Genomic DNA, 17,369 nt, shown 5'->3' with positions numbered 1-17,369 from the left:
TAGGAGGTGAGGGGCGGATGTCGGCGTTCGACAGCGATCTACCTGCTGTCCCACACATCTCCGAGCGCTCCGAACAGGGCGTACCTGACGCTGCGCGGTCTGATCATTACCGTAACGAGGTTGCGCAGCGTCACCGTCGGAGGTCTAGGCTGTCTGCTGTCCCCGATGATCCATCCATTTCTAGTGATCGAGAATTCGACGTGACGAGTGCGTTGACGCTGCCCACAGGTGGCCAGCTGGCGTCGTCCTGGCTGGAGACGCCGCCAGGCTCCCAACCGCTGCCCCGCGAACTGGACCACCTCCTCGCCCTCCGCGTACCGGGGCTGATCGCTACGCGCCGTCACCTCCACTCGCACCCAGAGCTGTCCGGCAACGAGTTCGAGACGGCCGCCCTGATCGCCCGCGAGCTCTCGCTGGCCGGGCTCAACCCGCGCCTGCTGCCCAAGGGCAACGGCGTGATCTGCGACATCAACGGTCGGCCGGACGGCCCCGTGGTCGCGCTGCGCGCCGACATCGACGCCCTGCCCCTGGACGACTCCAAGGACGTGCCCTACCGGTCGACCGTGGCGGGCGTCTGCCACGCCTGCGGCCACGACGTGCACACCACGATCCTGCTCGGCGTCGGCATGCTGCTGGCCCAGCTCGCCGACCTGGGTGAGCTGGACGGACGGGTCCGGCTCATCTTCCAGCCGGCCGAGGAGATCCTGCCCTGCGGCTCGCTGGAGGTCATCGAGGCCGGCGGCCTGGACGACGTGGTGCAGATCTTCGCGCTGCACTGCGACCCGAACCTGCCGGTGGGGAAGGTCGGCCTGCGGGTCGGCCCGATCACCGCGGCCGCCGACAACGTCACCGTCCGGCTCTCCGGCCCGGGCGGGCACACCGCCCGCCCGCACCTGACCGTCGACCTGGTCGACGCGCTCGGCCGGCTGGTCACCGAGGTGCCCGCCCTGGTCAGCCGCCGGGTGCCGGCCAACAGTGGCCTACTGCTGGTCTTCGGCCACGCCTCGGCCGGCACCCGCTACAACGTCATCCCCTCCGAGGCGAGCGCCTCCGGCACCCTGCGGGTGATGGACCGCGACACGTGGGAGTTGGCCCCCAAGATCGTCGCTCAGGTGGTCCGGGACGTGATCGCGCCGACCGGCGCCACTGTCGACCTGGAATACCTGCGCGGCCGGCCGCCGGTGTCCAACGACGCGCGGGCCATCCAGGTGCTGACCGCAGCCACCGCCGCCGCGCTCGGCCCGGAGGGGATCGCCGAGACGCCGCAGAGCATGGGCGGCGAGGACTTCTCCTGGTATCTGGAGTACGTCCCCGGCGCCCTCGCCCGGCTCGGGGTGGGTCGCTCGGGTCCCAACGTCGACCTGCACCGGGCAAGCTTCGACGTGGACGAGCGGGCCATCCCCGCCGGCGTACGCGTCATGGTGCAGACCGCGCTGCGGGCACTGGCGGCGGCGCGCTGACCGGAGCGGTCGGCATCGAGGTCCTCTTCCGGCGACGCAGCACCAACAGCAGCACCGCCACCGGTACGCCGATTGCCAGCAGCCACGGCAGCAGTGCCCCCAGCACGGTGAGCAGGACGGTCAACGAGGCCACGAACGCCCTCCAGCCGCCCTTGAGCCCGACCAGGAAGCCGGTCTCGGCTTCCTCCTCGGTGGCCTTGGCCGCCGGCCCGACAAGTGTCACGGTGATCGTGGAGAGCGCGGTCAGGTCGGCCAGTCGTCGTTTCTTGGCCTCCAACGACGCCAGGTCGGCCTCGCGGCGACCCAACTCGTTCTCCAACGACACCAGGTCGGTGATCGAGCTGGCGCGGGCCAGCAACCGGCGGGCGCTCTCCACCCTGGCCCGCTGACTGGTGATACGCGCGTCGAGGTCGACGATCGCCTCGGTGGCGTCCTCGGTGCTGATCTCCCGGCTCTGCTGACTCCCGCGCTTCGCGATCTCGTCCACCACTTCGGTGAACTTCTCCGCCGGCACCCGCAACTGCAACTCCGCCACCGCGTCGGCACCGGCACTGCGCCGCTGGTCACCGCCGATGAAGCCACCGGCGCGGGCGACCAGGGCGCTCACCTCGCGGGCCTTGGCGTCCACATCGTCCACCTGCACCCGCATCGAACCGGTGTAGATGATGGCCCGCTGGTCGACCCGCAGGTCCGGTGCCCCGGCGCCGGCCTCCTGGGGCGCCCCGGCCCCGGCCTGCTGCCGGTCCCCGGCCTTGGCCGCCTCGGGCGCTACCGCCGCGTTGTCCCGCGCAGCGTCGCGGTCCACCGCCGGTGGGGCGGCCGCGGTGTCCGCCGTTCCACTGTCGCCGGCCCCGCACCCGGTCAACACCAGCGCCGCCGCCAGCGCCGTTACCGCCAGCAGTGTGCCGCGTCGTCGTACCGCCTGTCCGTCCATCCCCGCTCCCCTCGTCGTGATCCGGTGTGGCGATAGCTCGGACGTGGCGCACACGTCGGCTGGTTCCGGCAGACTGCGCTGAGGACGTCACGATTCGATAATCGAGGAGTCACGATGCGGCTCACCAAGTACGCCCACTCCTGCCTCCGGGTGCAACACGACGGGGGAGTGCTCGTCGTCGACCCCGGGGTGTTCGGCGACTCCGCGACGGCGTTGGATGGCGCGGACGCGGTGCTGATCACCCACCTGCACTCCGATCACCTCGACCTGGCCGCGGTGCGCCAGCAGCTCGACCGGCGACCGTTCCCGATCCACGGGCCGGCCTCACTCGCCGAGACCCTGGGCGACACCGCCGAGGTGTTGCACCCGGTCACGCCCGGCGAGTCGTTCACCGCCGCCGGGGTCGCCGTCCGGGCGTACGGGGGGCGACACGCGGTGATCCACCCCGACATCCCCGTGGTGGACAACCTCGGCTACCTGATCAACGACGTGGTCTACCACCCGGGCGACTCCCTGGTGGTGCCCGACGAGACACCCGTCGACACGCTCTTCGCGCCGATCCACGCCCCCTGGTCGAAGTTCTCCGAGGTGCTCGACTTCATCCGCGCGGTCGCGCCCCGGCGGGCGTACGCCCTGCACGACGGCCTGCTCAACGACAACGGTCTGCGCGTGCTGAACGGGCAGTACACCGCGCTGTCCGGCACCGAGTACCAGCGGCTGGAGCCCGGTACCCGGGTGGACGTCTGATCCGATGCCCGGCCCGTCAGCGGAGCTAGTGCAGCAGCTCTACCGCATCCCACCGGACCGGTTCGTGGCCGCCCGGGACGCCGCCGTGGCCGAGGCCCGCCGTGCCGGCGACCCGGGCACCGCCCGACAACTGGCCCGGCTACGTCGCCCGACGGTGGCGGCCTGGCTGGTGAACCTGCTCGCCATCCAACGCCCGGAGCTGGTCGCCGACCTGGTCCAGCTCGCTGATGCCCTGCGGACGGCCCAGCGGGAGCTGCGCGGGCCTCGACTGCGGGAGTTGTCCGCGCAGCGCCGGGCGGTGGTCGGCGCCCTGGTCGCCGAGGTTCGCAAGCTCGCGGTGGCGGAGTCGGACGCGCCACCGGCCGGTCGGCTGCCACTGGCCGAGGTGGAGTCGACGCTGAACGCGGCGTTCTCCGACGTCGACGTCGCCGAGCAGGTCCGGGCGGGCCGCCTGCTCCGGGCGGCCAGCTACGCCGGCTTCGGCGAGGTGCCCCGCCCGCAGCTGAGGTTGGTCACCGGCGACGACGAGGAGGAGCCCGAGGAGGAACGCCCCGCCCGCCGACCGGGTACCCAGCGGGGGCGTCCCGAGGCGGTGCCCCGCCCGGATCGGGCCGCGGAGCGCGCCGAGCAGGCCGCGCAGCGGGCCGCCCGCGCGGAGCGGGCACGGCAGCGCCGCGCCCTGGATCGGGAGTTGGCCAAGGCCCGGACCGACCAGCAACGCGCGGAGGCCGAGCTGACCGAGGCGGCCGGACAGGAGCGGGACGATGTTGCCGTACTCGATGGGATCGAGGCCGAACTGGCCGAGCTGGAGCGGCGGCGGGCGGTCGCCGAGCAGGATCTCAGTCGGGCCAAGCTCGCTCGGCGAGCCGCCGAGCGAGCGGTCACCGTGGCTCGGCGGCGCGCGGGCGAGGTCGAGGCGGCGGTCGAGGCGTTGGCGGCCGAAGAGGGGGATGCGGACGAGGGCGGTGGCGCGGGAGACTGACCATCGATGGACGACGACGAGTGTGCGGGCCGTCCAGGGCGGGTGACCCCGGATCGGGGCCTCGTCGTGGTCGATGGATCGGGTTGCCCGAGAGGGCGGCTCGGATGACACCGGAGCAGGTCGCTGCCGCCAGCAAGCCGGTCGTGCTCGACCTCGGCGACGCGTTCACCCGGGATCCGGCCACGTTGCGCCGTGCCCGACTGCTCGGCATCTCCGGCTGGGCGTTCTACATCAGTGGTCGGGCTGGCGCGCTTGGCGATGTGCGGGCCGAGACGGCCGCCGCGGCGCTCGGGTTCATCGCCCCGGACGCGGTTGCCGACGGGTGGGACGCCGCCGCCCGGATCGTCCCGCCGATCGAGGTGGCGACGGCGAGCCTCGCCGAGTGCTGCCGCTGGGGCGCGCAGCAGCTCGACGCCCGGCCCGCCATCGAGCGCCTGGCGTTCCTCGTCGAGCGTGCGGTGGTGGCGGCGGACGCCAGCGCCATGCCGCTCTTCGCCGCGTGGCGGGCCATGCCGCTGCCGGATCTCTCCGCCGGCGCCCGCAGCGCCGCCGGGCTGCGACTGCTCCGGGAACACTTCACCGGTGCCTACCTGCTGGCGGTACGCGCCGCCGGGATGACCCCGCTGGAGGCCGTGCTCGCCGGGCCGGAGGGGGAGGCCGGGGCGGTGGCCTGCGGCTGGTCGCCGCCCTACCCGCCGATCGGACCGTTGGTGCGCCGGCGACTCTGGGCGGAGGCGGTGACCAACCGTCTCGTCGCGCCGGCGTTCACGGCCCTCGGTCCGGCTGCCGGCGCCGAGCTTGTCGAGTTGCTGCACCGCACCCGGGCCGACCTCGCCGCCGGTGTGTGATTGACGACCCTCGTCGCACCCGATCCGCGCTCCGCTCAACGGCGGGAGCAGACTGGGGAGGTGCGATACGCGCTGCTAGGCCGACGCGGTGCCGGTGGGGCGGGACCGCAACTCGGTGACGTAGTCGTCCGGGGCGCCCGCCTTCTCGGCGGCGTTCGCGATCTCGGACAGATACCACGACGTCGGCAGGCCGCCCTCGTACCCGTTGAAGACGTAGATCCACGCGGTCACGTCGCCGTCGAGGGTGGAGACCCGGACGTGCAGCTTGCGGTACGTGCCGGCGGTCACCCCCTCGATCTGGTCGAGCTGACCCGCGTCGTACGGGTGGATGTCGTAGAGCGCGACGAAGACCCGGTCACCGGGCGACTCGACCAGGGTGCTGACCGCACCCTCCCAGCCGATCACGTCCGCTCCGGCGAAGGTCAGCCGCCAGCCTTCCAGCCAGCCGGTGCCCACCATCGGCGAATGCGGACAGTAGGCGCGCATTCGGGCGGGATCGAGATTTGAGCCGTAGGCGGCGTGATGACGCACGGCGATGACGATAGCCCGGCGGACGGGTGGGGGAGAATACGACAGTGCGTGTCGAATGCGCTCGGGAGAACAAAGTCACTGTGAAATTGGACGAAGGGCGAACGCTGTGAGCCGGATCGTGATCATCGGTGGGGGGCCGGCCGGGTACGAGGCGGCGCTGGTCGCCGCCCAGCTGGACGCCGATGTCACCGTGGTGGAGGCCGATGGTGCCGGCGGGGCCTGCGTGCTCTCCGACTGTGTGCCGTCGAAGACCTTCATCGCCAGCTCCGGGGTGGTCACCGGTTACCGGGACACCGAGGAGTTCGGGGTGCACTCGGACGGCCTGGAGGCGGTCACCGTCGACGCCCGGGCCGTGCACGAGCGGGTCAAGCGACTGGCGTTGGCGCAGTCCGCCGACATCCACGCCAAGCTCCTCAAGGCCGGCGTCACCTTCGTGGCCGGCACCGCCCGGCTCGGCGAGGACGCTCTCGGGCACACCCATCTGGTCGTCGTGACTCCCGCGGACGGCGGGGAGGAATACTCCATCGCGGCGACCACCGTGCTGGTGGCCACCGGCTCGACACCCCGCCAGCTACCCACCGCCGTACCGGACGGTGAGCGCATCCTGACCTGGCGCCAGGTGTACGACCTGCCGGAGCTGCCCGAGCACCTGATCGTGGTCGGCTCCGGTGTCACCGGCGCGGAGTTCGCCAGCGCGTACCTGGCCATGGGGGTCCAGGTGACCCTGGTGTCCAGCCGGGACCGGGTGATGCCGCACGAGGACGCCGACGCCGCCTCCGCCATCGAGCGGGTGTTCCGCAACCGGGGCATGGAGATCCTCAACAACTCCCGGGCCGACGCGGTCCGGCGTACCGCCGACGGCGTCGAGGTGGAACTCTCCGACGGCCGCAGGGTCACCGGCTCGCACGCGCTGATCACCGTCGGTTCGATCCCGAACACGGCCAACCTGGGCCTGACCGAGTATGGCGTCGAGCTGGGCCGGGGCGGCTACGTCACCGTCGACCGGGCGTCCCGGACCAACGTGCCCGGCATCTACGCCGCCGGTGACTGCACCGGGGTGCTGCTGTTGGCCAGCGTCGCCGCGATGCAGGGTCGGATCGCCATGTGGCACGCCCTCGGCGAGGCGGTCCGCCCGTTGCGGCTGCGTACCGTCGCGGCGAACGTCTTCACCGACCCGGAGCTGGCCACCGTGGGCGTCTCGCAGGACGAGGTGGACGCGGGCAAGACCCCGGCCCGGCAGGTGATGCTGCCGCTGTCCGGCAACGCCCGCGCGAAGATGGACGACCTCTCCGACGGCTTCGTGAAGTTGTTCTGCCGTCCGGCCAGCGGCCAGGTGATCGGCGGTGTGGTGGTCGCCCCGAAGGCCAGCGAGCTGATCCTGCCGATCACGATGGCCGTGGAGAACAACCTGACGGTCAACGAGCTGGCCCAGACCATCACCATCTACCCGTCGCTGTCCGGCTCGATCACCGAAGCAGCACGCCAGCTGATGCTCCACGAGCTGGAGTGACCCTCCGGGTCTGGATCACCGCCACCGTGGCCAGGACGGCTACCTCGGTGAGGATGAGCAGGCGTTCGGCCAGTCCGATGAGCATTCGGTCGCCGGGGTAGGCGGACCAGATCATGGCCGCCGCCAGGGCGAGGCTGAGCAGGACGAGGGTGCGGAGCGTCCGGGCCGCGGGGGCCAGGGCCGGCCGGCGGGCGAGCAGCCAACCGCTGACCGGTAGCGCCAGGAAGGCGACCACCGAGGCGTACCGGTGCAGGTAGGCCTCGGTGGTCATGGCGGTACCCGGCTCGTTGGTCGGCACCACCGCGGCGAGCAGCAGCCCGGCCACCCACGCGCCGAGCAGCAACTCGGCCGTCCCGGCGCGCGGTCGGGGTGGGCCGGTGCGGCGCAGCCCGCACAGCAGCGCCACCGTGGCGAGGGCGAGCACCACCATGGCCACGTCGATGACGCCGCCCCGGTCGGAGACCGCGAAGTCGCTGATGGTCAGCGCCCAGGGGCTGAGGTCGTCGTTGACTTCGAGGTGACCGATCACGGTGAGCAGCGCCGCCACGGCGATCCCGCCCAGGGCCAGCAGACCGGTGTTCCGGGTTCCAGGCATGCCTCAGCCTGTCGCCGCGACCACCCCAGCCGGATCCGGGAAGCCCACCGAAATCGCCCCGAGGAACCACCCCTAGAGACCCCCGGCCCACCTTCCGCGATCTTGCACTTTCGGTCGCCCTTATGCGCGACACGCCCCAAATGCGGGGACACCAAGTGCAAGATCGCGGGGCAGGCGGGGGCGGGGCGACACTTAGTCGATGGGGACGTCGACTGCGGCGGCGCGGGCGTGGCGGGCGCTGACCAGCGTCATCGCCCATCCCGCTGCGGCGAAGCCGACCGCGGCGGCGGTGGCGATGATGGCCAGGCGCCACGCCGACTCGGTGAGCGCGGTGCCGCCGAGGTGCCCGACCAGCGCGCCGTAGGTGGCCCAGCCCAGCGCGGCGACGGCCTCGTAGAGCACGAACAGCCGATACGGGTAACGGCTGCGACCGGCCGAGAAGCAGGCCGCCATCCGGCCGCCGGGCACGAACCGGCAGAGCAGGATGACCATCGGCCCGGGTTGGCGGAGCCCCCTGGTGACCCGACTGGCCATCCGACGGGCCCGGCTCAGCTCGGCGTGCCGGGGTGCCCGCCGGTCCGGTGCGTTGCGTCCGAGCAGGTAGCAGGCCAGGTCGCCGGCGAAGACACCGAGTGCGCCGACGGCGATGGTGACCGGCAGGTTGAGCCCGCCGTAGACGGTGAGCGCACCACTGGTGATCATGACGATCTGGGTGGGGATCACCGGGACGAAGGCGTCCGCGATCAGGAGGGCGAGCAGCACCAGGTACGCCCACGTCGGCGATGCGACGTCAGTCAGTAGTTCGGGCACGCCTGCCACCTCGCCGGATGCGGCCGATTGGGTGTCTTGAGCCTGACGGCGTGTCCGGCGTCACGGAGGACAGGCCCGGTCCGTCGTGACGGTCGACACGACGGGGGCCACCCAGGTACAACGAGGTCAACCGATCTCGGGTGACGGGTGCGACGCCCGTCCCACCCGTCCGGTACCGGGCGGCAGAACGGCGCACGTCGGCGTACCGTTGACGGGCGCGGCCCACGCCCGTCGGGTCCCCCGTTCCTGACGATTCGGGCCGCCAGGGCCGCCGGCGGGTCCCGCGCCGGCGGCCCACCTCTCTGCTCGCCGCCGCAAATCCGGGTGCGTCCCCGGTTGCCCCGCGAGTACGGTCGCCGTATGCGCAGCGCGGTTGTGGTGACCACGACGCCGGGAATCCCCGGCGCGCCGCTCTGACGTAACCACAGTCGACCAGGCCCCGGGGCGATCCGCCCCCGAGGGCCGCGCGCCGTTCGGAGCCCAGGTCGCCTCCGGGTCGTACCCGATCCAGGAGCCCGACATGATCGACCACCGTAGGCTCGGCCGTGAGCTGGACCTCTTCGTCTCCGATCCGCTGGCCGGCGCCGGCCTGCCGATCTGGCTGCCGGCCGGCGCCGCCGCCCGGCACGCCGTCGAGGAGTACGTCCGGGAGTTGGAGCGCCGCTCCAGCCACCAGCACGTCTACTCGCCGCCGCTGGGCAAGCGCGAACTCTTCGAACTCTCCGGCCATCTCGGCTACTTCGCCGACGACATGTTCCCGCCGATGCGGCTCAGCGCCGACGACGAGTTCGTGCTCCGCCCGGCGCTCTGCCCACACCACGCGCTGGTCTTCCGGGCGCGGGGCCGTTCCTACCGGGAGCTGCCGCTGCGGATCGCGGAGCTGGGCGGGATGTACCGCTCGGAGCGTTCCGGGGTGCTCGGCGGGCTGGCCCGGGTACGGGCCATCTCGCTCAACGACGCGCACACCTTCTGCGCCCCCGAGCAGGTGGGCGGGGAGGTCGTCGAGATCCTCCGACTGATCCGTGCCGCGCACGCCGCGCTCGGCGTCCGCCCGGCCGGCTTCCGGCTCTCGTTGCGCGGGCCGGGGGAGAAGTACGTCGGCGACGACGCGCAGTGGGCCCACGCGGAGGAGTTGCTCCGGGGCGCGCTGGCCGGCGTGGAGTACGTCGAGGCGCCCGGCGAGGCTGCCTTCTACGGCCCGAAGATCGACATTCAGATCGTCGACGCGGCCGGCCGGGAGTCGACCATCTCCACCATCCAGCTGGACTTCGACAAACCCGAGCGGTTCGACCTGTCGTACACCGACTCGGACGGCAGCCGGCGTCGCCCGGTCATGGTGCACCGCAGCCTGGTCGGCAGCATGGAGCGGCTCTTCGCGTACCTGATCGAGGTGCACGAGGGCGCCTTCCCGGCCTGGTACGCCCCGGTGCAACTGGTGTTGCTGCCGGTCGGCGACGGCCAGGCCGACGCGGCGGCCGACCTGGCCCGCCGGGCCGTCGACGCCGGCCTGCGGGTCGAGGTGGACGGCGCCGGCTCGCTGGGTGCCCGGATCCGGGACGCGGCCCGCCGCCGCGTCCCGTACCTCGGGGTGTTGGGTGCCCGGGAGGCGGCCGACGGACGCCTCGCGCTGCGCCTGCGCGGTGGCCGGGCCCTGGACCCGATGCCCGCCGACGCGGCGTTGGCCCTCATCGGCGGGCAGGTCGCCGCGCGCGCCGCCGAGCTGCTCCCGGGGGGCTGACCCACCCGCCGAGCCGGGGTGGGTCGCCGTCGGTCGCGTGGCGCGCACGGCGGCGACCCGCCCCTCAGACCGACGCCGGCTGGGCGGCGGGCTCGGCCGGTTCCTCGTCGGCCACGGCACCGGTGAACTGGGAGCGGTAGAGCCGGTGGTACGCGCCGTGGGCGGCGAGCAGTTGCTCGTGGGTGCCCTGCTCGACGATCCGGCCGTCCTCCATCATCAGGATCAGGTCGGCGTCGCGGATGGTGGAGAGGCGGTGCGCGATGACGAAGCTGGTCCGGTCCGAACGCAGCGCGGCCATCGCCCGTTGCAGCAGCACCTCGGTACGGGTGTCCACCGAGCTGGTGGCCTCGTCCAGGATCAGCAGCGACGGCTCGGCGAGGAACGCGCGGGCGATGGTGATGAGCTGCTTCTCGCCGGCACTGACGTTGCTGCCCTCCTCGTCGATGACCGTGTCGTAGCCGTCCGGCAGGCTGCGGACGAACCGGTCCACGAACGTGGCCCGAGCGGCGGCGAGGATCTCCTCCTCGGTGGCGTCCGGCCGTCCGTAGGCGATGTTGTCCCGGATGGTGCCGCCGAACAGCCAGGTGTCCTGGAGCACCATGCCGATCCGGCCGCGCAGGTCGTCGCGGCGCATCGTGGTGATGTCCACCCCGTCGAGGGTGATCCGGCCGGCGTCCAGCTCGTAGAAGCGCATGACCAGGTTGACGAGCGTGGTCTTGCCGGCGCCGGTCGGGCCGACGATCGCCACCGTGTGCCCCGGCTCGGCGACCAGCGACAGGTCGTCGATCAGTGGCTTGTCCGGCTCGTAGCGGAACGAGACGTGCTCGAACTCGACCCGCCCGTGCGGGTCGGCGACCCGGGCCGGCTCGACCGGGTCGGGGGTCTGCTCGTCCGCGTCGAGCACCGCGAAGACCCGCTCGGCCGACGCCACCCCGGACTGGAGCAGGTTGGCCATCGAGGCGAGCTGGGTGAGCGGCTGGGTGAACTGCCGGGAGTACTGGATGAACGCCTGCACGTCGCCCAGACTCATCGTGCCGGAGGCGACCCGCAGCCCACCGACCACGGCAATCGCCACGTAGCTCAGGTTTCCGATGAACATCATCGACGGCATGATGATCCCGGAGACGAACTGCGCCCCGAAGCTCGCCCGGAACAGCTCCTCGTTCTTCGCGTGGAACGCGGCCTCCACCTCACGCTGCCGGCCGAAGACCTTCACCAGCTCATGACCGGTGTACGCCTCCTCGATCTGGCCGTTCAACTCGCCGGTGTGCGTCCACTGGGCGATGAACTGCTTCTGTGAACGCTTGGCGATGCGCTGGGTGACGAGCACCGACAGGGGCACCGCGACCAGGGCCACCAGGGCCAGCAGCGGTGAGATCCAGAACATCACGGCCAGCACGCCGACGACGGTCAGCAGCGAGGTGAGCAGCTGGCTCAGCGTCTGCTGGAGGCTCGTCGAGATGTTGTCGATGTCGTTGGTGACCCGGCTGAGCAGTTCGCCGCGGGGCTGCCTGTCGAAGTACGGCAGCGGCAGCCGGTTGAGCTTCTCCTCCACCTCGGCGCGCAGCCGCAGCACGGTGCGCTGGACCACCCCGTTGAGCAGCCAACCCTGCCACCAGGACAGCACGCTCGCGGCCAGGTAGAGCCCGAGGGCCAGCAGCAGCACCCGCTTCAGGGCGGCGAAGTCGATGCCCATTCCGGGCACCACGTCCATCCGGGCCAGCATGTCGGCGAAGCTGTTGTTGCCGTTGGCCCGCGCCGCGGCGACGGCCTGCTCGGCGGTGGTGCCGGCGGGCAGGTCCCGGCCGATCACCCCGGTGAAGATCAGGTCGGTGGCGTGGCCGAGGATCTTCGGGCCGGCCACGCTGAACCCCACGCTCACCAGGGCCAACGTGATGATCGCGGCCAGGTGCAGCCGGTGCGAGCGCAACCGGCCGAGCAGCCGGCGGGCGGACGGCCCGAAGTTCATCGACTTCTCGGCGGGCATCCCGGCACTCATCCACGGCGGACCGCCGCCCGGACGGCCGGGCGGCAGCCGCTTCGGCGTCGCCGCGCCGCCGGCGGGCGCCGACGCGTCCCCTCCCGGTGTCCGTTCGTCGCCGGCCGGCTTCTGACTGGGTACGGCCGCGGTGCGCGGCTCGTCGCGCTCGCTCACGCCGCCACCTCCGTCGTCTGCTGGGACGCCACGATCTCGGCGTACGTCGGGCAGGTCTCCAGCAGTTCCGCGTGTCGTCCCACTCCGACGACCCCTCCGTTCTCGAGAACGATGATCTGGTCGGCGTCGATGATCGTGGAGACCCGCTGGGCCACGATCACCACGGCGGACTGCGCGGTGATCGGCCGCAGGGCGGCTCTGAGCCGCGCGTCGGTGCCCAGGTCGAGCGCCGAGAACGAGTCGTCGAACAGGAAGATCTCCGGCTGTCGGACCAGCGCCCGCGCGATGGCCAGGCGTTGCCGCTGCCCACCGGAGACGGTGGTGCCGCCCTGGGCGATCGGTGCCTCCAGGCCGCCGGGCATCTGGGCCACGAAGTCCCGGGCCTGGGCGATCTCCAGTGCCGCCCACAACTCCTCGTCGGTGGCGTCCGGGTTGCCGTAGCGCAGGTTGCTGGCGACCGTCCCGGTGAACAGGTACGGCCGCTGCGGCACCAGACCGATCCGCCGCCACAGCTCGTCCGGCGCCAGCTCACGCACGTCCACCCCGTCGACGAGCACCGCACCGGCGGTGACGTCGACCAGGCGGGGGATCAGCGACAGCAGGGTCGTCTTGCCCGCGCCGGTGCTGCCGATGATCGCCGTGGTGGTGCCCGGGGTGGCCCGGAAGGAGATGTCCCGCAGCACCGGCTCGACCGCGCCGGGGTACTGGAAGCGCACCCCGCGCAGCTCCAACTCGGCCCGGGTCGCCAACTCGCTGACCGGCTCGGCGGCGGGGACCACCGAGGAGTCGGTGTCCAGAACCTCGACGATCCGCTCGGCGCAGACCGCGGCCCGGGGCACCATCATCAGCATGAAGGTGGCCATCATCACGGCCATCAGGATCTGCATCAGGTATTGCAGGAACGCGGTGAGCGCGCCGACCTGGATCGCGTTGGCGTCCACCCGCTGCGCGCCGAACCACAGCACCGCCACGCTGGAGACGTTCAGCACCAGCATGACCACCGGGAAGATCAGCGCCATCAGCCGGCCGGTCCGCAGCGCGGTGGCGGTCAGGTCGGCGTTGGCGACGCCGAAACGGTTCGTCTCGTACGGCTCGCGGACGAACGCGCGGACGACCCGGATGCCGGTGATCTGCTCGCGCAGCACCCGGTTGACCGTGTCGATGCGGGTCTGCATCAGCCGGAAGCCCGGCACCATCCGACGGATGATCGCGCCGAGCGTGACGGCCAGGACCGGCACGCTCACCAGCATCAGCCAGGAGAGCCCGACGTCCTCGCGCAGCGCCATCACCACGCCGCCGACGCTCATGATCGGCGCGGCGACCAGCATGGTGCAGCTCATCAGGACGAGCATCTGCACCTGTTGGACGTCGTTGGTGTTGCGGGTGATCAGCGAGGGTGCCCCGAACCGGGCCACCTCCCGGGCGGAGAAGCGGTTGACGTGCCCGAACAGCGTGGCCCGTACGTCCCGGCCGAAGCCCATCGCGATCCGTGCGCCCAGGTAGACCGCGGCGATCGAACAGGCGATCTGGATCAGGCTGACCAGCAGCATCCACCCGCCGGTGTGCACGATGTAGTCGGTGTCGCCCCGCGCCACGCCCTTGTCGATGATGTCGGCGTTGAGGCTGGGCAGGTAGAGCGAGGCCATGGTGCCCACGAACTGGAGCAGCACCACCGCCAGCAACTGTCGTTGGTAGGTGCGCAGTTGGTTGCGCAACAGTCGGATCAGCACGCCGGGTCCTTCGGATCGGTAGGGCGGCCGGTCATCCGCGGGTCGTCCCCGCTGCCGATGACCTCTAGCAGGAACTCCCGGATCACCTGGGCCTTTGCCGGGTCGGCGTCGACCGAGGTGATGGGGCGTCCGGAGTGGATCATGGCCGTGAGTGCCGCCACCCGCTCCCGACCGGCAGGGGTGATCGCGAGTCGGATGCTGCGACGATCGCTGTCGTCGCGCTGCCGCTCGACCAGCCCGTCCCGGGCCAGCGTGTCCACGATGCCGGTCAGGGTCGCAGGGCGGACGAAGCCCATCTCGGCGACCTCCCGGTGGGGTAGCTCGCCGTGGCGGGCGAGCGTCATCAGGGTCACCATGCCGGCGTGGGTGAGACCGTGCTCCTCGGCGAGGTAGCGGTTCCAGCGCTGCTCGACGAGGTGCCCGGCCACCAGCAGCAGCCGGCCGAGCGGCACGTCCTGGAGGGTCACGATGTCCACAGGAGGCACCTTAGCTCCCTGATAGTCAGGGGCCAAACGAAATTACCGCGGCAGTGGCCACGAACACGATCTGCAGGACCGTGCGCTGTGGGAGCGGGGTCACCGGACGCCCGGCGAGGGTCAACCTCCGGCGGGCAGCCGAGACGTTGGCGGGGAACATCGCGAGCATGAGCAGGGCGAGCCCGGCCGCGGCCGGGCGGGCGGTCGCCGGGATCAGTAGCCCGACGGCGCCGGCCAGTTCGAGGACGCCGGTGAGGGTCACCAGCAGAGCCGGGTGGGGTAGTCGGGGCGGGACCATCGCGATCAGGTCGGCGCGGCGCTGACCGACGAAGTGCGCGACGCCGGTCAGCACGAACAGCAGGGCCAACCCGACCCGCAGTGCGGGGTGCCAGCCGTCCAGCGCGGAGATGCCAGCCAGGCCGGCCAGTCGGGCCAGCGCGCTGCCGGCGAGCAGAGCGATCAGGGGTGCCATCGGAATCCTCCTTCGCACAATCTTGTCGCTGGCAAGATTGCGTGACGAGGTAGCATCTTGTCAACGACAAGTTAGGATTCGGTCATGACTGAGACGCGCGGCTACCACCACGGCGACCTCCGTCGCGCGCTGCTCGCGGCCGCGCTCGACGCGATCGAGGAGGACGGGCAGGCCGCGCTGAGCCTGCGTGACCTGGCCCGTCGGGCTGGCGTCTCGCACGCCGCACCCGCGCACCACTTCGGCGACAAGGCCGGCCTGCGCACCGCGCTCGCCACCCAGGGCTTCGACCTGCTGGCCCAGGAGTTGACGGCGGCGGGGGACGACCTGTTGGCGGCCGGAGTCGCGTACGTCGACTTCGCCGTCCGACACCGCGCGCACTTCGAGCTGATGTTCCGGCCGGAGCTGTATCGGGCCGACGACCCCGAACTGGTCGCCGCGCGGGGCCGGGCCAGGGCCGCTCTGCGGGCGGGGGTGGCCTCGTTGCCCACCAACGGCACGCCCGCCGACACCGATCGGGACGCGCTCGCCGCCTGGTCGATCGCGCACGGCTTCGCGACCCTCTGGCTGGCCGGGGCGCTCCCGCCCCGGGTGGGCGACAACCCCCGGGACGCGGCCCGCGAAGTCCTGAGCCGCCTAGCGCGCGAACCGTTCCAGCCGGACCAGCCGATTGCCGGAAAATGATCATCCACCGAGGGGTCATCGCGCATGATTCCCTCGCTCGCCCCGAGCAACGACCGCCGCTCTGCTCTCGGCACCGGCTCCGACAGCCACCGGGCGGGCGCGCCGAGGCGCCCGCCCGTCCGGGCAAGATCAGAGTGTTTGACCGACTCGGTCGACGACGGCAAGAGCCAGCGTGGCTGACGATCCCGCCGACCCACCCACCCCGAGGAAGGCGTAGGTCTCGGGATGGAAGACCAGCACGATCTGTCCCGGGCCGCCCGTCGACGACCAGGTGATCCCGATACCCGATCGGCCCGCGCCGTCCTTGGCGTGCTCCACAGCCCGCAGGCCCGGCGTCGCCGCCGCCGCCTCGTAGAGCGCCGCACGTGATCGAGGGCGTAGGTAGCCCTCGCTGAGGTAGTAGAGGAGGTCCTTGCCGGCAGCATTGGCGTCACCCGGTTCACCGCTGCGATTCTTCGTCAGGAAGGCCCGCATGGCGGCGGCGTCGGTGGGCATGTCGGCACGGTAGGCGGGCGTTGGAGTGCACTGCTCGGTCTCGCCCGGCACCACCTGGCCGCCCCTGGTCACCGCGGACCTTCCGTTCCGGCAACCGGGCAGGATGGTCTCCGTGCGGCCATCGGTAGCGGTCTCGATGATCAGACCGTCCCGGACTCCGTCCACCGACTGCCAACTCTCCCGGATCTCCGGCCCCTCCTGGCTGCGTGAGTAGACAAACTGATGTGGCCGGGGATTGACGTCGGGCAGCTCCAGCGCAGCGGCCGCCGCGTTCCGGAGAACCTGGGCCGCATCGGCCCGGGCGGCCGGCGTGCTGCCACCGAGCCGGTCCGGGGCAAGAACCAGTACGGCAGCCAGCGACGCAGCCACGCTGGCCGCCGCCACCCCGCTGAGCACGAGCCGCCAAACGGGCTGCCGCGAGCGAGGAGGCGCCGGAAGTACGATCGTCGTCACGGGTACGGAGGCCAGGGCGGTCATCTCGGTCGTCAGCCGGGCACGGGCCGGCTCCAACCGCTCGATGGTCGGCAGCCCGGTCTCGCCACCGAGTTGCTGGAGCAGCCGCATCTCATCCATTGCTCAGTGCCTCCTTGATAGTGCCGGCCGGTTCGCCGCCCAACCGCTCACGGAGCAGCCGGCGGGCTCGGTTGAGTCGTGATCGCACGGTGCCGACCGGAATCGTCAGAGCGGCGGCAACCTCGTCGTAGGTCAGGTCCTCCCACGCGACCAGCAACAACACGTCGCGGTCTCCGTCGGAGAGCACGGCCAACGCATCCAGAAGGAGTCGACGTAGCGATTGCGCGGTCACCACATTGGCGACCCGGTCGGCGTGCTCCGTCTCGCTCGTCGGGGGGACGTACGCCTGCCGTAGCCGGTACTCCCGTTCCTCATTGCGCCAGTGTTGGCTGACGATGTTGGCTGCGATCCCATACAGCCATGGCCGGGCGTTCGAGTGGGTGACGTCGAATCGATCCCGACGACGAAATCCCGCCAGAAACGTCTCGGCAACCAGGTCGTCCGCCGCCGGCACGCCGAGACGACGGGCCAGGTAACGATGGATGTGCGGCGCGTGTCGGTCGAAGATGACCGAGAAGATCTCTGGTTCCTGCACGGACCGGGCGATAATCGCTCCGTCCGCCATCGCACCGACATCGACATCTTTTGCTCGCCGCAGGTGCTTCATATAAAGCCTTTCGCGGAGCGGGATG

The 17,369-nt window shown here is 71.6% G+C and carries 17 protein-coding genes; 7 read left to right on the top strand and 10 right to left on the bottom strand.

Going from position 1 to position 17,369, the window contains the following annotated elements; translation table 11 throughout:
* The first annotated feature begins 200 nt into the window (after window positions 1-200).
* Window positions 201-1,460 (top strand): amidohydrolase, encoded by a 1,260-nt coding sequence (locus tag AB0O48_RS02605; RefSeq protein WP_357241503.1) that lies wholly within the window; start codon window positions 201-203, stop codon window positions 1,458-1,460.
* Here the strand turns inward: AB0O48_RS02605 and AB0O48_RS02600 are convergent.
* A complete protein-coding gene (locus AB0O48_RS02600; protein WP_357242376.1) occupies window positions 1,417-2,415 on the bottom strand; it encodes a DUF4349 domain-containing protein in 999 nt (332 codons plus the stop codon). The two genes, AB0O48_RS02605 and AB0O48_RS02600, sit on opposite strands and share 44 nt — an antisense overlap.
* A 93-nt stretch (window positions 2,416-2,508) precedes the next feature.
* Here AB0O48_RS02600 and AB0O48_RS02595 point away from each other — a divergent pair, with 93 nt between their 5' ends.
* The 3 genes from AB0O48_RS02595 (at window position 2,509) to AB0O48_RS02585 (ending at window position 4,971) form a co-directional block, all read left to right on the top strand.
* Window positions 2,509-3,141, top strand: a complete 633-nt coding sequence (locus AB0O48_RS02595) for an MBL fold metallo-hydrolase (RefSeq protein WP_365062493.1) — start codon at window positions 2,509-2,511, stop codon at window positions 3,139-3,141.
* A gap of 4 nt (window positions 3,142-3,145) precedes the next feature.
* A complete protein-coding gene (locus AB0O48_RS02590; protein ID WP_357241509.1) occupies window positions 3,146-4,123 on the top strand; it encodes a hypothetical protein in 978 nt (325 codons plus the stop codon).
* A gap of 104 nt (window positions 4,124-4,227) precedes the next feature.
* Entirely contained in the window at window positions 4,228-4,971 is a 744-nt protein-coding gene (locus AB0O48_RS02585) for a hypothetical protein (protein ID WP_357241512.1), read from the top strand.
* A gap of 75 nt (window positions 4,972-5,046) precedes the next feature.
* On the opposite strand, the gene AB0O48_RS02580 is transcribed toward AB0O48_RS02585, so the two are convergent.
* Window positions 5,047-5,502, bottom strand: coding sequence for a gamma-glutamylcyclotransferase (locus tag AB0O48_RS02580; RefSeq protein WP_357241515.1), 456 nt, complete (start codon window positions 5,500-5,502; stop codon window positions 5,047-5,049).
* A gap of 106 nt (window positions 5,503-5,608) precedes the next feature.
* On the opposite strand from AB0O48_RS02580, the gene AB0O48_RS02575 reads away from it, so the two are divergent.
* Complete coding sequence (locus AB0O48_RS02575; RefSeq protein ID WP_357241518.1) at window positions 5,609-7,012, top strand: NAD(P)H-quinone dehydrogenase; 1,404 nt, start codon at window positions 5,609-5,611, stop codon at window positions 7,010-7,012.
* Here the strand turns inward: AB0O48_RS02575 and AB0O48_RS02570 are convergent.
* Window positions 6,969-7,607, bottom strand: a complete 639-nt coding sequence (locus AB0O48_RS02570; RefSeq protein ID WP_357241521.1) for a DUF998 domain-containing protein — start codon at window positions 7,605-7,607, stop codon at window positions 6,969-6,971. The genes AB0O48_RS02575 and AB0O48_RS02570 overlap by 44 nt on opposite strands.
* 192 nt (window positions 7,608-7,799) lie before the next feature.
* Window positions 7,800-8,417, bottom strand: coding sequence for a DedA family protein (locus AB0O48_RS02565; protein WP_357241524.1), 618 nt, complete (start codon window positions 8,415-8,417; stop codon window positions 7,800-7,802).
* A 520-nt stretch (window positions 8,418-8,937) separates the two neighbouring features.
* On the opposite strand from AB0O48_RS02565, the gene thrS reads away from it, so the two are divergent.
* The gene (gene thrS, locus AB0O48_RS02560) at window positions 8,938-10,155 is read left to right on the top strand and encodes a threonine--tRNA ligase (RefSeq protein ID WP_365062489.1); all 1,218 of its coding nucleotides are present in this window, start codon (window positions 8,938-8,940) and stop codon (window positions 10,153-10,155) included.
* Window positions 10,156-10,219: 64 nt separating this feature from the next.
* Here thrS and AB0O48_RS02555 read toward each other — a convergent pair whose 3' ends face one another.
* The 4 genes from AB0O48_RS02555 to AB0O48_RS02540 form a co-directional block, all read right to left on the bottom strand.
* A complete protein-coding gene (locus tag AB0O48_RS02555) occupies window positions 10,220-12,142 on the bottom strand; it encodes an ABC transporter ATP-binding protein (protein WP_357242379.1) in 1,923 nt (640 codons plus the stop codon).
* A gap of 164 nt (window positions 12,143-12,306) precedes the next feature.
* Window positions 12,307-14,040, bottom strand: a complete 1,734-nt coding sequence (locus tag AB0O48_RS02550) for an ABC transporter ATP-binding protein (RefSeq protein WP_365062487.1) — start codon at window positions 14,038-14,040, stop codon at window positions 12,307-12,309.
* A complete protein-coding gene (locus AB0O48_RS02545; RefSeq protein ID WP_357241533.1) occupies window positions 14,034-14,516 on the bottom strand; it encodes a MarR family winged helix-turn-helix transcriptional regulator in 483 nt (160 codons plus the stop codon). The genes AB0O48_RS02550 and AB0O48_RS02545 overlap by 7 nt, the downstream gene beginning before the upstream one ends.
* Before the next feature lie 25 nt (window positions 14,517-14,541).
* The gene (locus AB0O48_RS02540) at window positions 14,542-14,988 is read right to left on the bottom strand and encodes a DoxX family membrane protein (RefSeq protein WP_365062484.1); all 447 of its coding nucleotides are present in this window, start codon (window positions 14,986-14,988) and stop codon (window positions 14,542-14,544) included.
* Window positions 14,989-15,072: 84 nt separating this feature from the next.
* Here AB0O48_RS02540 and AB0O48_RS02535 point away from each other — a divergent pair, with 84 nt between their 5' ends.
* Window positions 15,073-15,669 (top strand): TetR/AcrR family transcriptional regulator, encoded by a 597-nt coding sequence (locus AB0O48_RS02535; protein WP_365062482.1) that lies wholly within the window; start codon window positions 15,073-15,075, stop codon window positions 15,667-15,669.
* 129 nt (window positions 15,670-15,798) lie between these two features.
* Here AB0O48_RS02535 and AB0O48_RS02530 read toward each other — a convergent pair whose 3' ends face one another.
* Both AB0O48_RS02530 and AB0O48_RS02525 read right to left on the bottom strand, forming a co-directional pair.
* Window positions 15,799-16,737, bottom strand: a complete 939-nt coding sequence (locus AB0O48_RS02530; RefSeq protein ID WP_357241542.1) for a CU044_5270 family protein — start codon at window positions 16,735-16,737, stop codon at window positions 15,799-15,801.
* Window positions 16,730-17,344: an RNA polymerase sigma factor gene (locus tag AB0O48_RS02525; protein ID WP_357241545.1), complete on the bottom strand. Its 615-nt coding sequence runs from the start codon at window positions 17,342-17,344 to the stop codon at window positions 16,730-16,732. The genes AB0O48_RS02530 and AB0O48_RS02525 overlap by 8 nt, the downstream gene beginning before the upstream one ends.
* Window positions 17,345-17,369: the final 25 nt, after the last annotated feature.

The sequence above is a fragment of the Micromonospora sp. NPDC085948 genome (genome assembly GCF_040686315.1).
Classification (GTDB): domain Bacteria; phylum Actinomycetota; class Actinomycetes; order Mycobacteriales; family Micromonosporaceae; genus Micromonospora.
The sequence above is the reverse complement of the archived record's forward strand: the minus strand, read 5'-3'. Positions and strand labels throughout refer to the sequence as shown.

What these genes read in the sequence shown, in the direction of transcription:
- AB0O48_RS02530 (WP_357241542.1), bottom strand. Translation starts at nt 16,737, where the DNA reads ATGGATGAGATGCGGCTGCTCCAGCAACTCGGTGGCGAGACCGGGCTG.
- AB0O48_RS02525 (WP_357241545.1), bottom strand. Translation starts at nt 17,344, where the DNA reads ATGAAGCACCTGCGGCGAGCAAAAGATGTCGATGTCGGTGCGATGGCG.
- AB0O48_RS02555 (WP_357242379.1), bottom strand. Translation starts at nt 12,142, where the DNA reads ATGCCCGCCGAGAAGTCGATGAACTTCGGGCCGTCCGCCCGCCGGCTG.
- AB0O48_RS02540 (WP_365062484.1), bottom strand. Translation starts at nt 14,988, where the DNA reads ATGGCACCCCTGATCGCTCTGCTCGCCGGCAGCGCGCTGGCCCGACTG.
- AB0O48_RS02570 (WP_357241521.1), bottom strand. Translation starts at nt 7,607, where the DNA reads ATGCCTGGAACCCGGAACACCGGTCTGCTGGCCCTGGGCGGGATCGCC.
- AB0O48_RS02585 (WP_357241512.1), top strand. Translation starts at nt 4,228, where the DNA reads ATGACACCGGAGCAGGTCGCTGCCGCCAGCAAGCCGGTCGTGCTCGAC.
- AB0O48_RS02535 (WP_365062482.1), top strand. Translation starts at nt 15,073, where the DNA reads ATGACTGAGACGCGCGGCTACCACCACGGCGACCTCCGTCGCGCGCTG.
- thrS (WP_365062489.1), top strand. Translation starts at nt 8,938, where the DNA reads ATGATCGACCACCGTAGGCTCGGCCGTGAGCTGGACCTCTTCGTCTCC.
- AB0O48_RS02595 (WP_365062493.1), top strand. Translation starts at nt 2,509, where the DNA reads ATGCGGCTCACCAAGTACGCCCACTCCTGCCTCCGGGTGCAACACGAC.
- AB0O48_RS02590 (WP_357241509.1), top strand. Translation starts at nt 3,146, where the DNA reads ATGCCCGGCCCGTCAGCGGAGCTAGTGCAGCAGCTCTACCGCATCCCA.